Source organism: Undibacterium sp. GW821-FHT11B02 (genome assembly GCF_058808955.1).
Genome location: NZ_JBXASD010000002.1, coordinates 1 through 15,764, shown reverse-complemented (window position 1 = coordinate 15,764; position 15,764 = coordinate 1). Strand labels below are relative to the sequence as shown.

The following is a 15,764-nucleotide window of genomic DNA, read 5'->3' as shown; positions in this document are numbered from 1 at the left end:
ACAAGACGTGCAACGTGGCCCAGCATGTGCTACGTAGAGGACTAGGGTGAACCCGGAGGGAATGGGCGTGAAACCTCGCCTGGCGTTGTACGTCGCTCACTTGGATCACCAGGCAGCGCTCCGCTCGTCTGGTCCGACAAGGTTTCAAACTCATTTGCTTGTCTGAACGGCAGGTCAACACGCCCTAAATTGTCTGCCGTTAGTTATTTGTTGATGCTAATGGCTTCAAGAAGCTTATGTTGACTGGATTGGTTCCTGATTGAGTATCAGATTATTCTGATGCATCAGTTAATGCGCAATTAAAAATCAATGTTTTCTGATATTCGGTAGATGCGACATTTGCTAAAGTGACCAACGCCGGACATTCCATGGGGAAAGTCAGATTGCTCAAGCCAATCGTAATTGCTCTCTATTTTGCTGCCGATGATTTGGGGGATTTTGATGTTGTTGCCTGCAACATCGTGATGCACCGTAAATTTCATGTGAAAAAAATCGTTAGCGAAACTGAACAACATTTCTATAGGCAGATTCTATGATCAATATAATTTCCGACTTTTGCTTAAGGTGAAAAAGAATAATTGAACGATATTCGGGAGTTACTTGAGTTGCATCCTGTGAAAGCCAGAAGGAAATGCAAATATGCATGAATTTTCAAAGGATGTACCTGATCTGCTCGACATAGTCAAACCTTGGTCGACTACATTGAAATTAATATGCTGATCGATTTGATAATAGTTTTAGAAAAATAGGAAAAAAATGAACATCGGAAACTTGAAAATTGGCAGTCGCCTGGGGTTGGCATTTGGCCTTATGTTGCTGATGTTAATAGCCAGCACATTATTCGGTATGGCCAGCCTGAAGTCACTTAATGAGGGCACCAATTATATAGTCAATGACAAGTATCCAAAAGCAGTGTATGCCTTCGAGATTCGAGGTATTGTCAATAGCAATGCCAGATACATGCGCAATATGCTTCTTTTGAATGATCCGGCAGAAATGGAAAAGGAGCGTCAAAACTTACTGCGCAACAAACAAAAAAATTCCGAGAATTTCTCCGCGCTTGAAAAATTGGTGAAATCTGATCAAGGTAAGGCGTTACTGAAAAATGTTCTTGTTGCCAAGGCGCAATATGGTTTGTCACAGCAAGAGTTTCTGAAACTTATTGAGGCCGGAAAAAAAGATGAGGCAACCGCACTGTTGTTTTCTACGTTGGGCAAAGACCAGCAAAATTATTTTGAGTCCCTTGAAGAGTTGATCCGACATCAAACTGCTGGCGTTAGTGACAGCGTTAAGTTGGCTGAGAACACATATCAGCATACGCTTCTCATGTTGTCAGGTCTTGCCGTTTTTGCATTGGTGTTCGGTTGTGGTGTTGCAATATGGATTACACGCTCCATTACAGTTCCGTTACGTGAAGCTGTGAATGTCGCACACACAGTTGCGGCTGGTGATCTGAGAAGCAAAATTGAAGTTAATGGAAATGATGAGACAGGGCTTTTGTTACAGGCCTTAAAAGAAATGAATGACAGTCTGGTTGGTATGGTGACCGAAGTACGTTCGGGGGCGGACACAATTGCTACTGCTTCGGCACAAATTACCAGCGGCAACCTGGATCTGTCTTCCCGTACTGAGCAACAGGCTGGCTCGCTCGAAGAAACTGCCTCGTCCATGGAGGAATTGACTGGTACAGTCAAGCAGAACGCTGATAATGCGCGCGAGGCAAATGGACTGGTGGTGTCTGCATCTGAGGTGGCAGTCAAAGGTGGGGAAGTTGTCTCTCAGGTGGTAGGAACAATGATCTCGATTAATGAATCTGCCAGGAAAATTGTAGACATTATCGGTGTAATTGATGGAATAGCTTTCCAAACCAACATCCTGGCTTTGAACGCAGCAGTGGAAGCAGCACGTGCAGGTGAACAGGGCAGGGGCTTTGCCGTGGTTGCGGCAGAAGTGCGTAATCTGGCGCAGCGTTCGGCTGCAGCAGCCAAAGAAATAAAATTATTGATTAATGATTCTGTCGAAAAAGTGGAGACAGGTAGCAAACTGGTTGATCAAGCTGGCGCGACCATGAAAGAGATTGTGACTAGTGTCAGACATGTCACCGATATCATGAATGAAATCACAACGGCCAGTCAGGAACAGACGACTGGCATTGAGCAAGTTAATGAAGCAATTAATCATATGGATCAGGCTACACAGCAAAATGCGGCATTGGTTGAAGAGGCCGCTGCCGCTGCCGCATCCATGCAAGAGCAAGCTGGAAATTTGGTCCAAATGGTCAGCGTTTTCAAGCTTGCTGATTTCCAATCTACAAAATCAACTCACACTACAGTTGCTAAAGTTTTGCCGATCACTGCGGCAAGAGTTGGCTCGAGTCATAAAAACGACGGCGCTCCTTCAACACGGATAAAACGGATAACAAGAGCAAGTGCTGCCAACACCAATGCTAAGCCAGCAATCAGTGCAGATGGCTGGGAAGAATTTTGATCGCTAGCTATTTTTCTTTAATGATAAAAAGTCGAATTTCGATTAATTTATTGAAGCGTTATTTATGGAAAAAAATACTGAGATACCAGATATGTCTGATGTAATCAGGCAGCTTATTGCGATGCGAAATTCTCTTGTTAATGTCTCGCTGACTTTACGCGATTTGCATGCGGATCTGGATGTGGATGGGACAATGCAGGCGGAACAATTAATGGGTGAGATGCTTAAAAAGCATATAAAAATTTGAGCTATAAAATTTTTTTATTACCCTCCAGGGAATAGATGATTTAGAGGCTGTTGCAAAATTAACCTGGCGTTGTTGCACCTCCTGGCCATCTTAATTTCGCAACAGCATCTTAGTTCGTGAAGCACGATTTACGGAAAAATTCAAATGACGAATTGAGATTTGAAAATAAAAAAACTTTTCTTGATGAGCAAGAAAAATGGTGGCGTTAAGCTGCATAGCTAAAAATACTACTGCCAGGGCACTGCAAGTTTATAGCAAAAACTGCTGTATCTGCATGCTTGCTAATCGTGCAAGGTTCAACGTAATCATCCAGTAACGATGTGGTTTAAGAATGGATATGCCAGAACTCATTTCATCAGTAGAGATGAGTGCGAGCAAGGCGATTCGGGATGTGGTGCAATGTGACAACCTTGCGCTGTAATGCGCACGCGAAGTGTAAATTCGGCCAGCTTCGAAGGGTTTGCCTCATAACGCGTGCTGGACTGCAAGGTGTGAACAATTCGGCTCGTTATCAATAGCACCGCTATTGACTGCCTCGTCCCCCTGCGTACGATGTGCGCTGGTAAGTGCACATTGTACGCAGGCGTGCAGCATGCTGCGCGAAACCCCTGCTTTACCCTTGCCAGCCCACGTTATGAGGCAAACACATCTCAACCCTGTTGATGAAATGAGTTCTAATTAATTGCGAAGGTAGAAATGAAGCTCCAAAATTTGCGCATTGGTACCCGTCTTGGAATTGGATTCGCGATCGTCTTGTTGCTCGCAACAATTTCTTCTTGTATTGGATTGTGGCGCTTGAATCAAGTCGCAGCCAACACCCGCGAGATGATGCAAGATCCCTTAATGAAGGAACGCATGACAGAAGAGTGGCATCGGCTTTCCGTTGTTGGGTTCAAACGGCAGGTGGCCGTTTTTAAAAGTGCTGACGCATCGTTGGGAACGTATTTTGAGGAAGATCTCAAAGCAACGTCAAGCCAGATTACCGAAATTCAAAAATACATAGAAAATCATCTCGACACTCCGCAGGAAAAAGAGTTGTTTGGCAAGGTTGGAGTCGCTCGCAAGCAGTACATTAACATGCGCGTCATAATGGAGACAGAAAGAAAAGCAGGACGAGAAGATCAATTGGTAAAGTCGTTTGAGCAATTCATGGTGCTGCTAAATGCGTATCGAAATAGTCAGCTTAATTTCTTGAATTATCAAAAAGAAGCTGTGAATATTTTGAATAAAGAGATTGATGCAGCGGCGGAGAACAGTAAAACACTCGTCATATCACTCATTGCTGCTTTTGTCATACTAGGCGGTATGTTTGCATGGTTCCTGACACAAAGCATTACGCGACCTCTGGCATATGCTTTGCGCCTGGCAAAACGCGTGGCGAGTGGAGATCTCACTTCGAGTATAAGGCTGACTTCCAGCGACGAAGCTGGCCAACTCATACAAGCAATGAAAGGCATGAACGATAGCTTGCATCAAATTGTTGGTCAGGTGCGTAGTAGTGCTGACACTATCGTTGCTGCATCTGGTCAGATGTCTAATGGTAACCAGGATCTGTCGTTGCGCACAGAATCACAAGCTAATGCACTGGAAGAAACGGCTTCGTCAATGGAGGAACTGACCGGTAGCGTCAAACATAATGCTGACCACGCCCGCCAGGCTAATCAGCTTGCACTTTCTGCTTCTGCTGTCGCAATCAAAGGTGGTCTCGTGGTTTCGCAGGTAGTCAATACCATGGGGGCGATCAACGAATCATCCAAGCGGATTGTCGATATTATTGGCGTTATCGACGGCATTGCATTTCAGACCAATATCCTGGCTTTAAACGCTGCCGTTGAGGCTGCCCGGGCTGGAGAGCAAGGTCGGGGTTTCGCCGTGGTTGCGTCTGAGGTGCGGAATCTGGCACAACGCTCGGCTGGAGCTGCCAGGGAAATAAAAGCATTGATTGGCGATTCGGTGGAACGGGCCGAGGCCGGCTCCAGGTTGGTTGACGAAGCTGGTGCGACCATGAACGAAATTGTTGATAGTTTCAAACATGTGACGCAGATCATAGGCGAAATCACAGCCGCGAGCAATGAGCAAACCTTTAGCATTGAGCAGGTTAATCAGGCTATTGTCAGCATGGATAGCGTGACTCAACAAAATGTCATTTTAGTGGAAGAAGCTGCTGCCGCCGCTCAAAGTATGCAAGATCAGGCGGGAAATTTGTCTCAGGTAGTAAGCATGTTTAAATTGACGCAAGACAAAAAACATTTTTCTCTGTCGAAAAAACACACATCTCCAGTAACCATTAATAGTGGCGTTTCCAAAATAGTTTTGCGTGCAAGTTCAAGTGATGCCAGAAACGAGAATATAAGGAAGATTTGATTTTTATATGAAATTTACTGGGTAAATCGTATGCGATCTTCGTCAATCAGAACTTATTCCTATTGATGATGTGAATTTAAAATATTTTATGGACAAGAAATAATTTCCCAAATAAATTCAAAAGCGTTTTCCTCCGCAATCGAACATGCTTGTATCGACCAGTATTGCGTCAAAATCATTGCAAAAAAGAATGAGGAAGTTAGTTATGGATGGTAATGCGCGGGAAAAAGCCAAGAGCAAGATTGAGACGCAACTGGACATGAAAAACTTGCAAAGACAACTGAATAAAAAAAATGGAGAGTCGCAGGAGTATCTCAAGAACCTGGAACGGCAGTTGGCGGAGCGCATGGCTGATTTGCTTGAAAGTAATCAACGATTACGGGAACAAAACCGCGAGCACGAACGCACACAAGTTCAGCTTCGCGAACAAGAGCAGAAATTCCGCACTCTGGCTGAAAACAGCCCAGATCCCATTTATCGATATGACCGCAATTATCGTCGTCTGTATGTGAATCCTGTTGTTGGGAAACTCATAGGGAAACCGGTCGCAGAATTGATAGGGAGCTCGCCGATAGATGGTGCGATCCTCATTTCTGATCAAAGTAAAAAATTGATAGCAGCCATTCAGAAAGTTTTTGACAGCGGCGAAACGGGAAATATCGACGTTGACTTCATCAATCAGGAAGGTCAATCCCGCACCTATCATATGCTTTTGGTACCAGAACGGGATATCTCAGACCAGATTATTTCTACACTTTGTCTGGCGCGTGACGTCACGGATCGCAAACGTATGGAAGAGCTGCTGCGGATCAGGGAACAGGAATTTCGTACACTTGTAGAAAATTCGCCAGATACAATTGCTCGCTATGACGAAAATTGCCGCCGTGTCTATGCTAATCCCAGCCTCATCAGGCTTTCTGGCGGGAGCGAAAGTGGAATTTTAGGGAAAACACCTGCCCAGTTTCCGGGGGGAGTATCAGCTTCGAAATACGAGCAAAGAATTTTAGAGGTATTTCGAACCGGTGAGGAACGATATTGCGAGTTTCACTGGCGCGCTACTGACACAGATATTTGCAGTCACGTAAGACTTATCCCCGAATTTGACAGCGCTGGTCTGGTCAAACATGTAATGGCTGTGGGTCGTGACATCACGGAAATTGATCTTTACCGAAAAAAAATTAATCGGCAGGCGCTTTATGACACGTTGACCGATCTACCCAATCGTAGTTTGCTGTCGGATCGCATACGTGGAGCGATCGGTGAGGCTAGCCGTCATCGCAGCCAGTTCGGGCTGATGATATTGGATCTGGACAGATTCAAAGAGGTGAACGATACCTTGGGACACGAGGCAGGAGATCAGCTATTGTGCGAAGCGGCCAGGCGCCTTCAAACCTTAATACGATCACAAGATACTGTGGCGCGACTAGGTGGTGATGAGTTTGCCATGCTGATCCCGGGGGTGCGTAGCGGTATCGATCTCGGTGTAGTCGCTGATAAGATGTTGAACGCGCTGTCCGCTCCTTTCTTGATTGGTGGGCGTGAGATTTTTATTTCTGTCAGCATTGGCATCGCCGTGTATCCGATTGACAGTGTGGAAGTTGATGCTTTATTTAAGTTTGCTGATTCTGCGATGTATCATGCAAAAAAACAAGGACGCAATAATTTTCAATACTATGTAAAAGAGCTCACCGCTCGTTCATCGGAACGGTTGGAGATAGAAGCGGCACTGCACAAAGCTCGCAAGCAAGGCGAGTTGGAACTACACTACCAACCCCAGGTTGACTTATCAAGCGGTCGCATAACTGGCGCTGAAGCATTGTTGCGCTGGAACCGGCCTGGTTACAATGTTGTGATGCCGGATCGATTTATTTCAATCGCGGAAGATTCTGGTTTGATCGTCGATATCGGCGAATGGGTATTGCGAACCGCCTGCATGGCAGCAGCGGATTGGAATCGCGGACAGAGCATGTCCGTCAAGATGGCCGTCAATCTTTCTACTCGCCAATTTTTGCGTAATGATCTTGTTGCTTCCTTGCGCGACATCTTGCGTGAGACTGGTTGTAAGGCTGAATGGCTGGAACTGGAGATCACTGAAAGCCTGCTGCTGGAAGATAGCCAGGAAATTGCAGATATGCTGCGGGAAATGCATGCTATGGGCCTGTCGATTTCGATCGATGATTTTGGTACAGGCTACTCGGCACTGAGTTATCTTAATAAGTTTCCTGTGAGTCAGATCAAGATTGATCGTTCTTTCATCATGGATATTCCAACAAATCGGGATAAGAGCGAATTGGTAAAGGCTATGCTGTCTATTTCTACTGCGCTGCGACTGGAGGTCGTAGCCGAAGGAGTGGAAACTTTGGCGCAAGTGGAGTACTTGCTGGCACATGGCTGTAAGCTTGCACAGGGTTATTTATTTGGGAAACCGATGCCGCATGGTGAGTTTACAGCTATGTTGCAGAGTGCTCGCAAGATGTAGCTCGCCGGTGTAAATTGGCACGATACAGCGGTGTTGCGCTTGCCGTCAGACAAAGTCGATGTGCTTGCGCAGGGGCAGTTCACGAATGCGTTTTCCGGTGGCATGGAAGATCGCGTTGGCCAGCGCCGGGGCCGCCGGTGGCACACCGGTTTCGCCCACACCGCGGATCTGGCCACCGCTCTCCAGCACCTTGACCGCAATCTGAGGCGTCTGTTGCATGCGGAGCACCGGGTAGTCGTGGAAATTGCTCTGCTCGGCCACTCCTTTGATGAAGGTGATCTCGCCATAAAGTGCGGCACTGAGCCCGAAGATCACGCCCGACTGCACTTGCGCTTCGATGTTGCGCGGGTCCAGCACCGTGCCCACGTCGACGGCGACGAAGACTTTGTCGATCTTCACGCCCTGCTTGGTCGTCGTAATCTCGATCACTTGGGCCACCGGCACGCCACGACACAGGTGAAAGGCCACCCCTCTGCCGCGGCCAGCAGCCAATGGCTGGCCCCAGCCTGACATGGACGCAACCGCCGACAACACCTGGCGCGACGGTTCGTGTGTGAGCAGCGCCAGCCGCATGTTCAGCGGGTCGACACCGGCTTGTGCGGCCAGCTCGTCGATGAAACTTTCGATGAAGAAGCCGTTGTACGAGTTGCCAACCGAACGCGTGTAGCTCACTGGTCGGCCAGCTGGCGTGCGGTAGGCCGTGGCGCGGTAATTGGCGATGCCGTAGGGCTGGTCGTAGGCCCCTTCGATGATCAGCCTGTCCGGCCCCAGAGCAGGCAGGCCGAGGCGTCCCAGATTCGATTCGGCCACAGACAGTGACGACACACGCACGTCAACCGCGTTCACCTGCTTGTCGGCCATCGTGCCACGTAAACGTGCCACGGCCGCAGGACGGTAGAAGTCCTGCGCCATGTCTTCTTCGCGTCGCCAGGTCAGCTTGACCGGCTTGCCCGCCATCGCCACAGCCAGTTGTACTGCCTGCACCACATAGTCCACCTCGAGGCGACGGCCGAAGCCACCACCCATCAGCATGACGTGCACACGCACCTGGGCGACGTCGAGGCCCGCAACCTTGGCCGCCAGGTCACAAGCCGCTGTGGGGTTCTGCACGCCAGCCCAGATGTCGAGCTTGCCGCCTTGCAGCAGGGCCACCGCGTTCATCGGCTCCATCGTCGCGTGCGCCAGGAAGGGAACGCGATACTCGGCCTCTAGCACTGGGCCACCAACCTGTGCCTTGTCGACGTTGCCATCATCGCGCAGCCGGCTGTCATGGTCCTTCTTGTCCATCGATGCAACGATGGATTCCATCATCGCTTCCGTGCTGGCCGGGTAGCCGGGCTCCGCCCAGTCACACTGCACGGCCTGGGCGGCCTGGAAGGCGCGCCAGGTGTTGTTGGCGATGACGGCAATGCCGCCGTGCAGGTCGATCACCTTCAACACGCCGCGCATGGCCTTGGCGGCGGTGGCGTCGAACCTGATGAGTGGCGCACCCTTCGCCGGATTCATGCGCACGGTAGCGAACACCATGTCGGGCAGCCGCACGTCGATGCCGAAGGTGGCCGTGCCAGTGCACTTGCCCACCATGTCGACCCGCGGCATCGACTTTCCGAGGTAGCGCCACTGCTCGCGCGGTTTCAGCGGCGGCCTGGCTGGCAGGTCGATCCCGGCTGCTGCTGACGCCAGTTCCAGATAGGTCAAGCGTCGGCCGTCGGGGGCGAGGACGCTGCCGTTATCGGTCTTCAGTTGTACCGCCGGCAGACCGAGTTTCTGCGCCGCGGCCGCAACCAGCGCGAACCGCGCAGCCGCGCCAGCGACACGCATCCGGTCGAACAGGTCAGCCACGTTGGAGGAGCCGCCGGTGATCTGCATTGGTAACAACTTGGCCACCACGCCCATGGTGCCGCGCATGGCTTCGGCCGCAAGGCTGTGGTCCAAGTCGGAAAAGGGGACATTGTGTTCCACCAGCGCACGGTTGTAGTAGGTCGCCCCCGGCAGGCCATGCTCGACGCGGATACTGTCCCACGCCACATCCAGTTCCTCGGCCACCAGTGCCGCGAGCGTAGTGTGAATGCCTTGGCCCATCTCGGCGCGCGGGGTGATCAGCGTCACGCCCTGGCCATCGATGCGTATATAGGGTGTGAGTGCTGTGGCACCTTGGGGCAGGTCGTCCAGTAATGGATTGGGCGCCTCCTTTTTGACCTTGTAGACACCGAAGGCGACACCTCCGGCGACGAAGGCCGAGCCGATCAGGAACGTGCGGCGAGTGATAGTTGCAAGCTTTCCCATGGTCAGGCTCCCTGGATGCGCTTGGCAGCGCCATGAATGGCTGCGCGAATGCGCGGATAGGCGCCGCAGCTGCAGAGGTTGCCTGACATGGCTTCGTCGATGTCGGCGTCGGTGGGCACCGGATTCTTCTGAAGCAAGGCGGCAGCACTCATGATCTGGCCCGACTGGCAGTAGCCGCATTGGGCGACCTGGTGCTCAATCCAGGCCGCCTGCACTGCGTGCAAGGTGGCTGGCGTACCCAGGCCCTCGACCGTGGTGACGGCACCGCTGACCGAGCCGACCGGTGTAACGCACGAACGCACTGCAGTACCGTCCACATGCACGGTGCACGCGCCGCACTGCGCCATGCCGCAGCCGAACTTGGTACCAGGCAGGTTCAGTTCATCGCGAAGCACCCACAGCAGGGGCATCTCGGGCTCGACGTCGATCTCATGGGAATTCCCGTTGATTATAAGTTTCATGTCGCTTGCTCTGTCGGTGTAATGACACGATTGTATCAACAGCATCTTCTACGCGCACTCGCCGATGGCGCCAATACCCCCGCCTGTTTGGCGTAATCCGCAGATGCGCTGACGTGATGAGCGAACTAGAATAGACTAGAATGGAGGCATGCAAACCGCGCTTACCGACGACCTGATTACCCCCAACGACCGCCTTGCCCAAGCCCGCACCTACTCGGTCTGGCCCGCTTGGAAGGTACTTTTACATGACGCCGGTGTAAACGGCGCCAACGTGCTGCGCCACGCGAAGTTGCCCGGTGACCTGTTCGCACGCGAAAGTGTCCGGCTCGATTCTGCTGCCTACTATCGGCTCTGGGAAGCCGTCGAAGAGGAGGCTGGGAAAGCCGACGACCCTGCGCCGTTGCGGTTTGTGCAAAAGATGTCGACAGACTGGTTCAATCCGGAACTCTTCGTCGCCTTGTGCAGCGAAGACATGAACGGTGCGCTGGCCCGCCTCGCCAAGTACAAGAGCGGGCCGATGGCGCTGAAACTTGATCACAATGCACGCGGTACGACAGCCGCACTGGAGTTCCTCGACCTCACGCTGATTCCGCCGCGCGTGCTCGTGGTGTTCAAGCTGGTGTTCTTGGTGCAGCTCGCGCGCCTGGCCACGCGCAGCCCGGTCCAACCGCTTCGTGTAGGATGGCCTTCACCGGATCTGGCAGTCCGTGATGCTGATGCTTACGCCACCTGGTTCGGCGTTCCGGTGGAAGACCTGCCTGCGCCCACCGTGGTGTTCGCGACGGATGACATGCAGCGCCCGTTCCTCACGGCGAACTACGGCATGTGGAAGTTTTTCGAACCGGCCCTGTGCCAGCGCCTGGCCGACCTGGAGAAGCACGCCAGCACCGTCGAACGCGTGCGCGGCGCGCTGGTCGAAGCCCTTCCGGCTGGCGAGGCGTCCATGTCGGCCGTGTGCAGGAAACTTGGCATTAGCACACGCACTCTGCAGCGCAGGTTACAGGAAGAGGGCAGTAGCTTCCAGCAGACGCTCGACGCACTGCGCAATTCACTTGCGCACCACTATCTGCACAACTCGTCACTGTCCGGCACAGAGATATCTTTCCTGCTCGGCTTCAAGGATCCCAACTCCTTCGTGCGGGCGTTCCAGACGTGGACCGGATCGACGCCGCAGGAGGTTCGATTGGCGCACTCGAAAGGAGGAGAGCGCTAGCTGTTGCTGCCATCCTCGTCATAAAAACTTCCCAAAGCGATTGTTGACCGCTTTTTGCAGCGCGATCTATTCCGGCTGCGACAATAATTGCATGGGCTCGGTTTCTAAAGCCAATGCTAGCGCTAAGGCTACGCTGAATAAGCATCAATTTTCAGTACACGATACTCTGAGTAGTGCATTGAATTGATAAAAGTGACGCTCAAGCTGTTTTTTTGGGGGGGCATCAGGCCATTGAGGTGCGCTTCCCCCCACTTTTTGCCCATTATGGGCGCACCTGTGCCAACAAATGCCGACGCGATAAATAAATATTGGCCAAGGCCAGTGCAGTAAATGCGCGTGTGGCATTCTTGGCCAAACCACGATACCGCACCTTGTTAAATTCCCAGAGGCGCTTGATGACTGCAAAGACGTGCTCAACGCGCGCGAGGATCTTCGATTTGTTGCGGTTCTTGCCGCGTTCAAGCTCGTCAATCTCCCCTGATTTGCGGGTGCGTTGATTGGTAAAGTCTTTGGCTTGCGGCGCTTTGGAGAGAATCAATGCCTTTTGACTGGCATAGGCACTATCGCCATACACCCGCTTTTCACGCCCATGCAACAAGTTGGGTAGGGGATGCTTGTCGTGAATGTAGGCTGATGTTACAACAGCACTATGTGTCAGCCCACTTTGGCTGTCGACGCCTATATGCAGTTTCATCCCAACGTACTATTGCTTTCCCTTGCGCGTTTGGCGCATTTCGGGGTCACGTTGCTTCTCACTGTTCTTGGTCGAACTCGACGCAGCAATAATGCGTCGCATCGACGATCGTGCCGGTCTTCAAACTCATGCCGCTGTTGCTCAGAACCCGACCAACTACCGTGAATAACTGCTCAGCGAGCTTATGTTGCTCCAGCAAATGCCGGAACTTGAGCATGGTGGTGGCATCCGGCACCGACTCACAGCCAAGATCTATGCCAACAAAGCGGCGCAGACTGACGCTATCGTATAGGGTTTCTTCACAGGCAAAGTCGGCCAGATTGAACCAATGTTGGATGAAGTGAATACGTAACATCCGTTCGAGGCCAATTGGCGGACGACCATTCCCGCGCTTCGAATAATGCGGCTCAATGATGGCGCAGAGTTCCTTCCAAGGCACCGTCTTGCGCATCGTGTCGAGAAATACGTCACGTCATGTCGGTTTGCGATGTTGTTCAAGCTCGCATTCTGATCTTCTGCCGTCGCCAGTGTCTGTTGTTTCATGGAAGTTCAACGTCTTGTTTGGTTGTCTGTCTTTAACGCTTGAGAATAGAATCCGTTTTTTTAATCAGCGTTGCCTAAGGCGCCTGAAGCTGACATTTGCTTCTAATCCGCAAATATCGTTTTCAAAATTTATGCGATTTGAAAGAGTGATATTGGCCTCCATGGAGCTCGCAATTTCGGCGCAAATGGTTAATCCCAACCCTCCGCCTTTTGATGAATGATTGGCGGCAAATGGTTGGAAAACCAAATCAATAATTTCATCCGGTATCCCTTTTCCAGAGTCCCAAGTGCAAAGGTTGATGCCCCATTCAGTATTTTCGACATTGATGCCGATTTGAGATCCTACAGGAGAATGAGAAATAGCATTGTGGAGCAAATTGGATATTAATTCGCCGACCATCCAAGGGTGACCAAGTACATAGGCACTATTTTCTACCAATTCAAAATCCAGATTTTTTTTTGCAATTAGTGGGGATAAATCGAGCGTTACATTCCTGATGATGTCGATCAAATCACATTTTTCAAATTTGGCGATAGTTTGGAGCTGATTAATTTTTGCCAGTGAAAGTAATTGGTTTGCCAAATTTGTAGCGCGATCAACTGTAGTTGTCATCTCTTTGAGCACAACATACGGCGGTGCGTCACCGTTAAGACCAGATTGTAATTGTGTCTTAAGCACTGCAAGTGGCGTTCGAAGTTGGTGTGATGCATCCGCAACGAATTTCTTTTGAAGCTGGATTGAATTGCCTAACCTGTCAAGCAATTGGTTAAACGCGTCAAGGACAGGTTTTAGTTCAACTGGTGCCTCCGCAACTTGTATGTGCGCAAGGTTTTCATGTGCTTTTGTGTTTAGCTCATTGACGAAAGTATTGAGTGGTCGCAAAGCAAATCTGACTACTAAAACGGTGACTAATGCAACAACAGCGATCAGCATAAATTGAAATAAAATAGTTCTAATTAAAATACTTCTTGCGACATTTTCGCGATAACTGAGCGGTTCACCAATTTGAACCAAAACCCCTTCTTCTGTTCTGGAAGTTGCTGAGACAAGCGGTTTATATACAACAACGACCCTCACTGGAGTATCTCCGTAATGATCTTCATAAACGGCTATGAGCGTGGGGTGAATTTGTTTTTTATTTATTTGTTTGTTGTAAGCTGCAAGTGCTAAATCACCTTCGATCAAGTTTCCTTTTAAGTCACTTACTCGATATAGCATCCTTGTCGAATAACCTTCTTCAAACACTTCCAGTGCAGAAAATGGAATTGACGCTTGCACTGTGCCATTCTCAATTTTAATGTCGTCGCCAACGGAATAAGCGGTTGTTACTAACATCCGGTCAAACGCAACATTGGCAGTGTCAAGCGAGTATCTGTAAATAGCAAATGACTCAACAAAAATGAAAAGTACAATAGGCGTAATGATCCAAAAAAGCAGATAATTTCTGAATGAATTTAGAAAAAGTTGTGGTTTTATGTTCATTTATTTTGTTGGCAAGATCGAAGTAAATATCCAACACCACGTAAAGTAAGGATTTCTGTTTTTGTATCAACTAGCTTTTTTCTTAACCGATGAACTACTACTTCAATTGCTTCAGTTTGAATATTTTTTTCAAACGGGAAAACAAGCTGGAACAATCTCTCTCTTGTTACCGCATGGCCTGGTTTGATAAAGAGTGCTTTCAATAATGTAATTTCTCTTGGCGTAAATTCCAACGGCATGTCACGATGATAGAACGCACCCGAGCTGCGTTCAAAAACGAGTTCGCCACATTTTTGCGGCGCGTCAAGCGAATTATTTTTCCTTCTTAACAATGCATATATCCGCGCTTCCAACTCCTCCAGATCAAATGGTTTTGTAATGTAGTCATCAGCTCCAGTGTTGAGTCCGACTATTCGATCGCCTACGGAGCCCCGTGCTGTCAATATAATTATTGGTGTTTCTATTCCTTGTGATCTGACACGCTGCAGTAAGTGAAGTCCATCAATTCCAGGGATACTTAAATCCAAAATGACCAGATCATATTTGTCCGATTTGATTAATGACAACGCTGAGGTACCTTCAAAACAAGGAAATACAACAAAACCTCTTCTTACCAAGGCTCGTAATAAAGCATTCGACATATCGGGATCATCTTCAACGAGCAGAATATTCATATTCTTCCTAGGTATTCGTTATTCAATATTTGCAATTCAACACGGCGTAATTTATTGCATCGGTTATTCAAAAATAGATTTCGGATGTCAATTGACAGGAGATTGAAAGGATGTGGAAAGGTATCTGTCAGAAAACCCCATTTTTGGACACTACCTCATTCGCCATATTTTAAATCCTCTCTTAAACTCAGCTCTGGAAAAGATCACCCCCATCTTTACTTAACTTTTCGAAAGAAAGGTAATGCTGAGGCTAACTTGAGCTGCCAAGCTCTGTGCAGATTAATACGGAATCCTCAACCTGAGCTTCACAAAGGCAATAACGATTTTAGTAACCGAATCGAATCTCATTTAGATGCAAAGAGAACGAGAATAATTTAACACTAAATAAAATTCAAAACTAATAAAATAAGCGAGGAGTGAGCTTCCCCTGAAATTTAGTTCCCCAAAGGTGACGTAAAATAAACGTAACTTTGGAAAAACAAATGATGAACAGGATACCAAAAAAAGCTTATACGACCGAGTTCAAAGAACTGGCGGTCAAACGTGTTTCAGGCGGCGAAGCCATCTCTGTAGTCGTCAAGGAACTGGGTTTAAGCGACCAAACGCTGCGAAACTGGATCAAGGCTGCATCGGACGGGAAACTCAAAGGTGCAGGCACCAAAGTCGTCACGCCAGAAGCCATGGAGCTATCCCGATTAAGAGCAGAAGTTGCCAGGCTCAAGCGGGAGAATGAAATCATAAAAAAGGCGGCGGCATACTTCGCGAAAGATGTTGTGTGAAGTATGCATGGATAGCTGGCAACAGCAAAACTTATTCTTTAGCAGAAATGTGCG

At 49.4% G+C, this 15,764-nt stretch carries 11 protein-coding genes and 1 pseudogene; 7 read left to right on the top strand and 5 right to left on the bottom strand.

Annotation, left to right across the window (positions count from 1 at the left end):
* Window positions 1–368: 368 nt before the first annotated feature.
* From AC1RVX_RS03355 to AC1RVX_RS03335, 5 genes are all read left to right on the top strand, one after another.
* On the top strand, window positions 369–536 hold the full coding sequence (locus tag AC1RVX_RS03355) for a hypothetical protein (RefSeq protein ID WP_493215169.1): 168 nt from the start codon (window positions 369–371) through the stop codon (window positions 534–536).
* Between the two features lie 220 nt (window positions 537–756).
* Window positions 757–2,487: a methyl-accepting chemotaxis protein gene (locus AC1RVX_RS03350; protein WP_493215168.1), complete on the top strand. Its 1,731-nt coding sequence runs from the start codon at window positions 757–759 to the stop codon at window positions 2,485–2,487.
* A gap of 64 nt (window positions 2,488–2,551) precedes the next feature.
* Window positions 2,552–2,734 (top strand): hypothetical protein, encoded by a 183-nt coding sequence (locus tag AC1RVX_RS03345; protein ID WP_493215167.1) that lies wholly within the window; start codon window positions 2,552–2,554, stop codon window positions 2,732–2,734.
* 696 nt (window positions 2,735–3,430) lie between these two features.
* Window positions 3,431–5,098: a methyl-accepting chemotaxis protein gene (locus AC1RVX_RS03340; protein ID WP_493215166.1), complete on the top strand. Its 1,668-nt coding sequence runs from the start codon at window positions 3,431–3,433 to the stop codon at window positions 5,096–5,098.
* 205 nt (window positions 5,099–5,303) lie between these two features.
* The gene (locus tag AC1RVX_RS03335) at window positions 5,304–7,577 is read left to right on the top strand and encodes a putative bifunctional diguanylate cyclase/phosphodiesterase (RefSeq protein ID WP_493215165.1); all 2,274 of its coding nucleotides are present in this window, start codon (window positions 5,304–5,306) and stop codon (window positions 7,575–7,577) included.
* 45 nt (window positions 7,578–7,622) lie between these two features.
* On the opposite strand, the gene AC1RVX_RS03330 is transcribed toward AC1RVX_RS03335, so the two are convergent.
* Together AC1RVX_RS03330 and AC1RVX_RS03325 are read right to left on the bottom strand one after the other, a co-directional pair.
* A complete protein-coding gene (locus tag AC1RVX_RS03330; RefSeq protein WP_493215164.1) occupies window positions 7,623–9,863 on the bottom strand; it encodes a xanthine dehydrogenase family protein molybdopterin-binding subunit in 2,241 nt (746 codons plus the stop codon).
* Between the two features lie 2 nt (window positions 9,864–9,865).
* Window positions 9,866–10,324, bottom strand: coding sequence for a (2Fe-2S)-binding protein (locus AC1RVX_RS03325; RefSeq protein ID WP_493215163.1), 459 nt, complete (start codon window positions 10,322–10,324; stop codon window positions 9,866–9,868).
* Between the two features lie 148 nt (window positions 10,325–10,472).
* Here AC1RVX_RS03325 and AC1RVX_RS03320 point away from each other — a divergent pair, with 148 nt between their 5' ends.
* Complete coding sequence (locus tag AC1RVX_RS03320; protein ID WP_493215162.1) at window positions 10,473–11,537, top strand: AraC family transcriptional regulator; 1,065 nt, start codon at window positions 10,473–10,475, stop codon at window positions 11,535–11,537.
* Window positions 11,538–11,799: 262 nt separating this feature from the next.
* On the opposite strand, the pseudogene AC1RVX_RS03315 reads toward AC1RVX_RS03320, so the two are convergent.
* From AC1RVX_RS03315 to AC1RVX_RS03305, 3 genes and pseudogenes are all read right to left on the bottom strand, one after another.
* Window positions 11,800–12,774 (bottom strand): annotated as a pseudogene (locus AC1RVX_RS03315) (IS5 family transposase).
* Between the two features lie 64 nt (window positions 12,775–12,838).
* Window positions 12,839–14,257, bottom strand: a complete 1,419-nt coding sequence (locus tag AC1RVX_RS03310) for a sensor histidine kinase (protein ID WP_493215161.1) — start codon at window positions 14,255–14,257, stop codon at window positions 12,839–12,841.
* On the bottom strand, window positions 14,254–14,931 hold the full coding sequence (locus tag AC1RVX_RS03305) for a response regulator (RefSeq protein ID WP_493215160.1): 678 nt from the start codon (window positions 14,929–14,931) through the stop codon (window positions 14,254–14,256). The genes AC1RVX_RS03310 and AC1RVX_RS03305 overlap by 4 nt, the downstream gene beginning before the upstream one ends.
* Before the next feature lie 482 nt (window positions 14,932–15,413).
* On the opposite strand from AC1RVX_RS03305, the gene AC1RVX_RS03300 reads away from it, so the two are divergent.
* Window positions 15,414–15,710 (top strand): transposase, encoded by a 297-nt coding sequence (locus tag AC1RVX_RS03300; RefSeq protein WP_493215159.1) that lies wholly within the window; start codon window positions 15,414–15,416, stop codon window positions 15,708–15,710.
* Window positions 15,711–15,764 lie beyond the last annotated feature (54 nt).

Coding starts and splice junctions, on each gene's coding strand:
- AC1RVX_RS03355 (WP_493215169.1), top strand. CDS start 369: ATGGGGAAAGTCAGATTGCTCAAGCCAATCGTAATTGCTCTCTATTTT.
- AC1RVX_RS03350 (WP_493215168.1), top strand. CDS start 757: ATGAACATCGGAAACTTGAAAATTGGCAGTCGCCTGGGGTTGGCATTT.
- AC1RVX_RS03345 (WP_493215167.1), top strand. CDS start 2,552: ATGGAAAAAAATACTGAGATACCAGATATGTCTGATGTAATCAGGCAG.
- AC1RVX_RS03340 (WP_493215166.1), top strand. CDS start 3,431: ATGAAGCTCCAAAATTTGCGCATTGGTACCCGTCTTGGAATTGGATTC.
- AC1RVX_RS03335 (WP_493215165.1), top strand. CDS start 5,304: ATGGATGGTAATGCGCGGGAAAAAGCCAAGAGCAAGATTGAGACGCAA.
- AC1RVX_RS03330 (WP_493215164.1), bottom strand. CDS start 9,863: ATGGGAAAGCTTGCAACTATCACTCGCCGCACGTTCCTGATCGGCTCG.
- AC1RVX_RS03325 (WP_493215163.1), bottom strand. CDS start 10,324: ATGAAACTTATAATCAACGGGAATTCCCATGAGATCGACGTCGAGCCC.
- AC1RVX_RS03320 (WP_493215162.1), top strand. CDS start 10,473: ATGCAAACCGCGCTTACCGACGACCTGATTACCCCCAACGACCGCCTT.
- AC1RVX_RS03310 (WP_493215161.1), bottom strand. CDS start 14,257: ATGAACATAAAACCACAACTTTTTCTAAATTCATTCAGAAATTATCTG.
- AC1RVX_RS03305 (WP_493215160.1), bottom strand. CDS start 14,931: ATGAATATTCTGCTCGTTGAAGATGATCCCGATATGTCGAATGCTTTA.
- AC1RVX_RS03300 (WP_493215159.1), top strand. CDS start 15,414: ATGATGAACAGGATACCAAAAAAAGCTTATACGACCGAGTTCAAAGAA.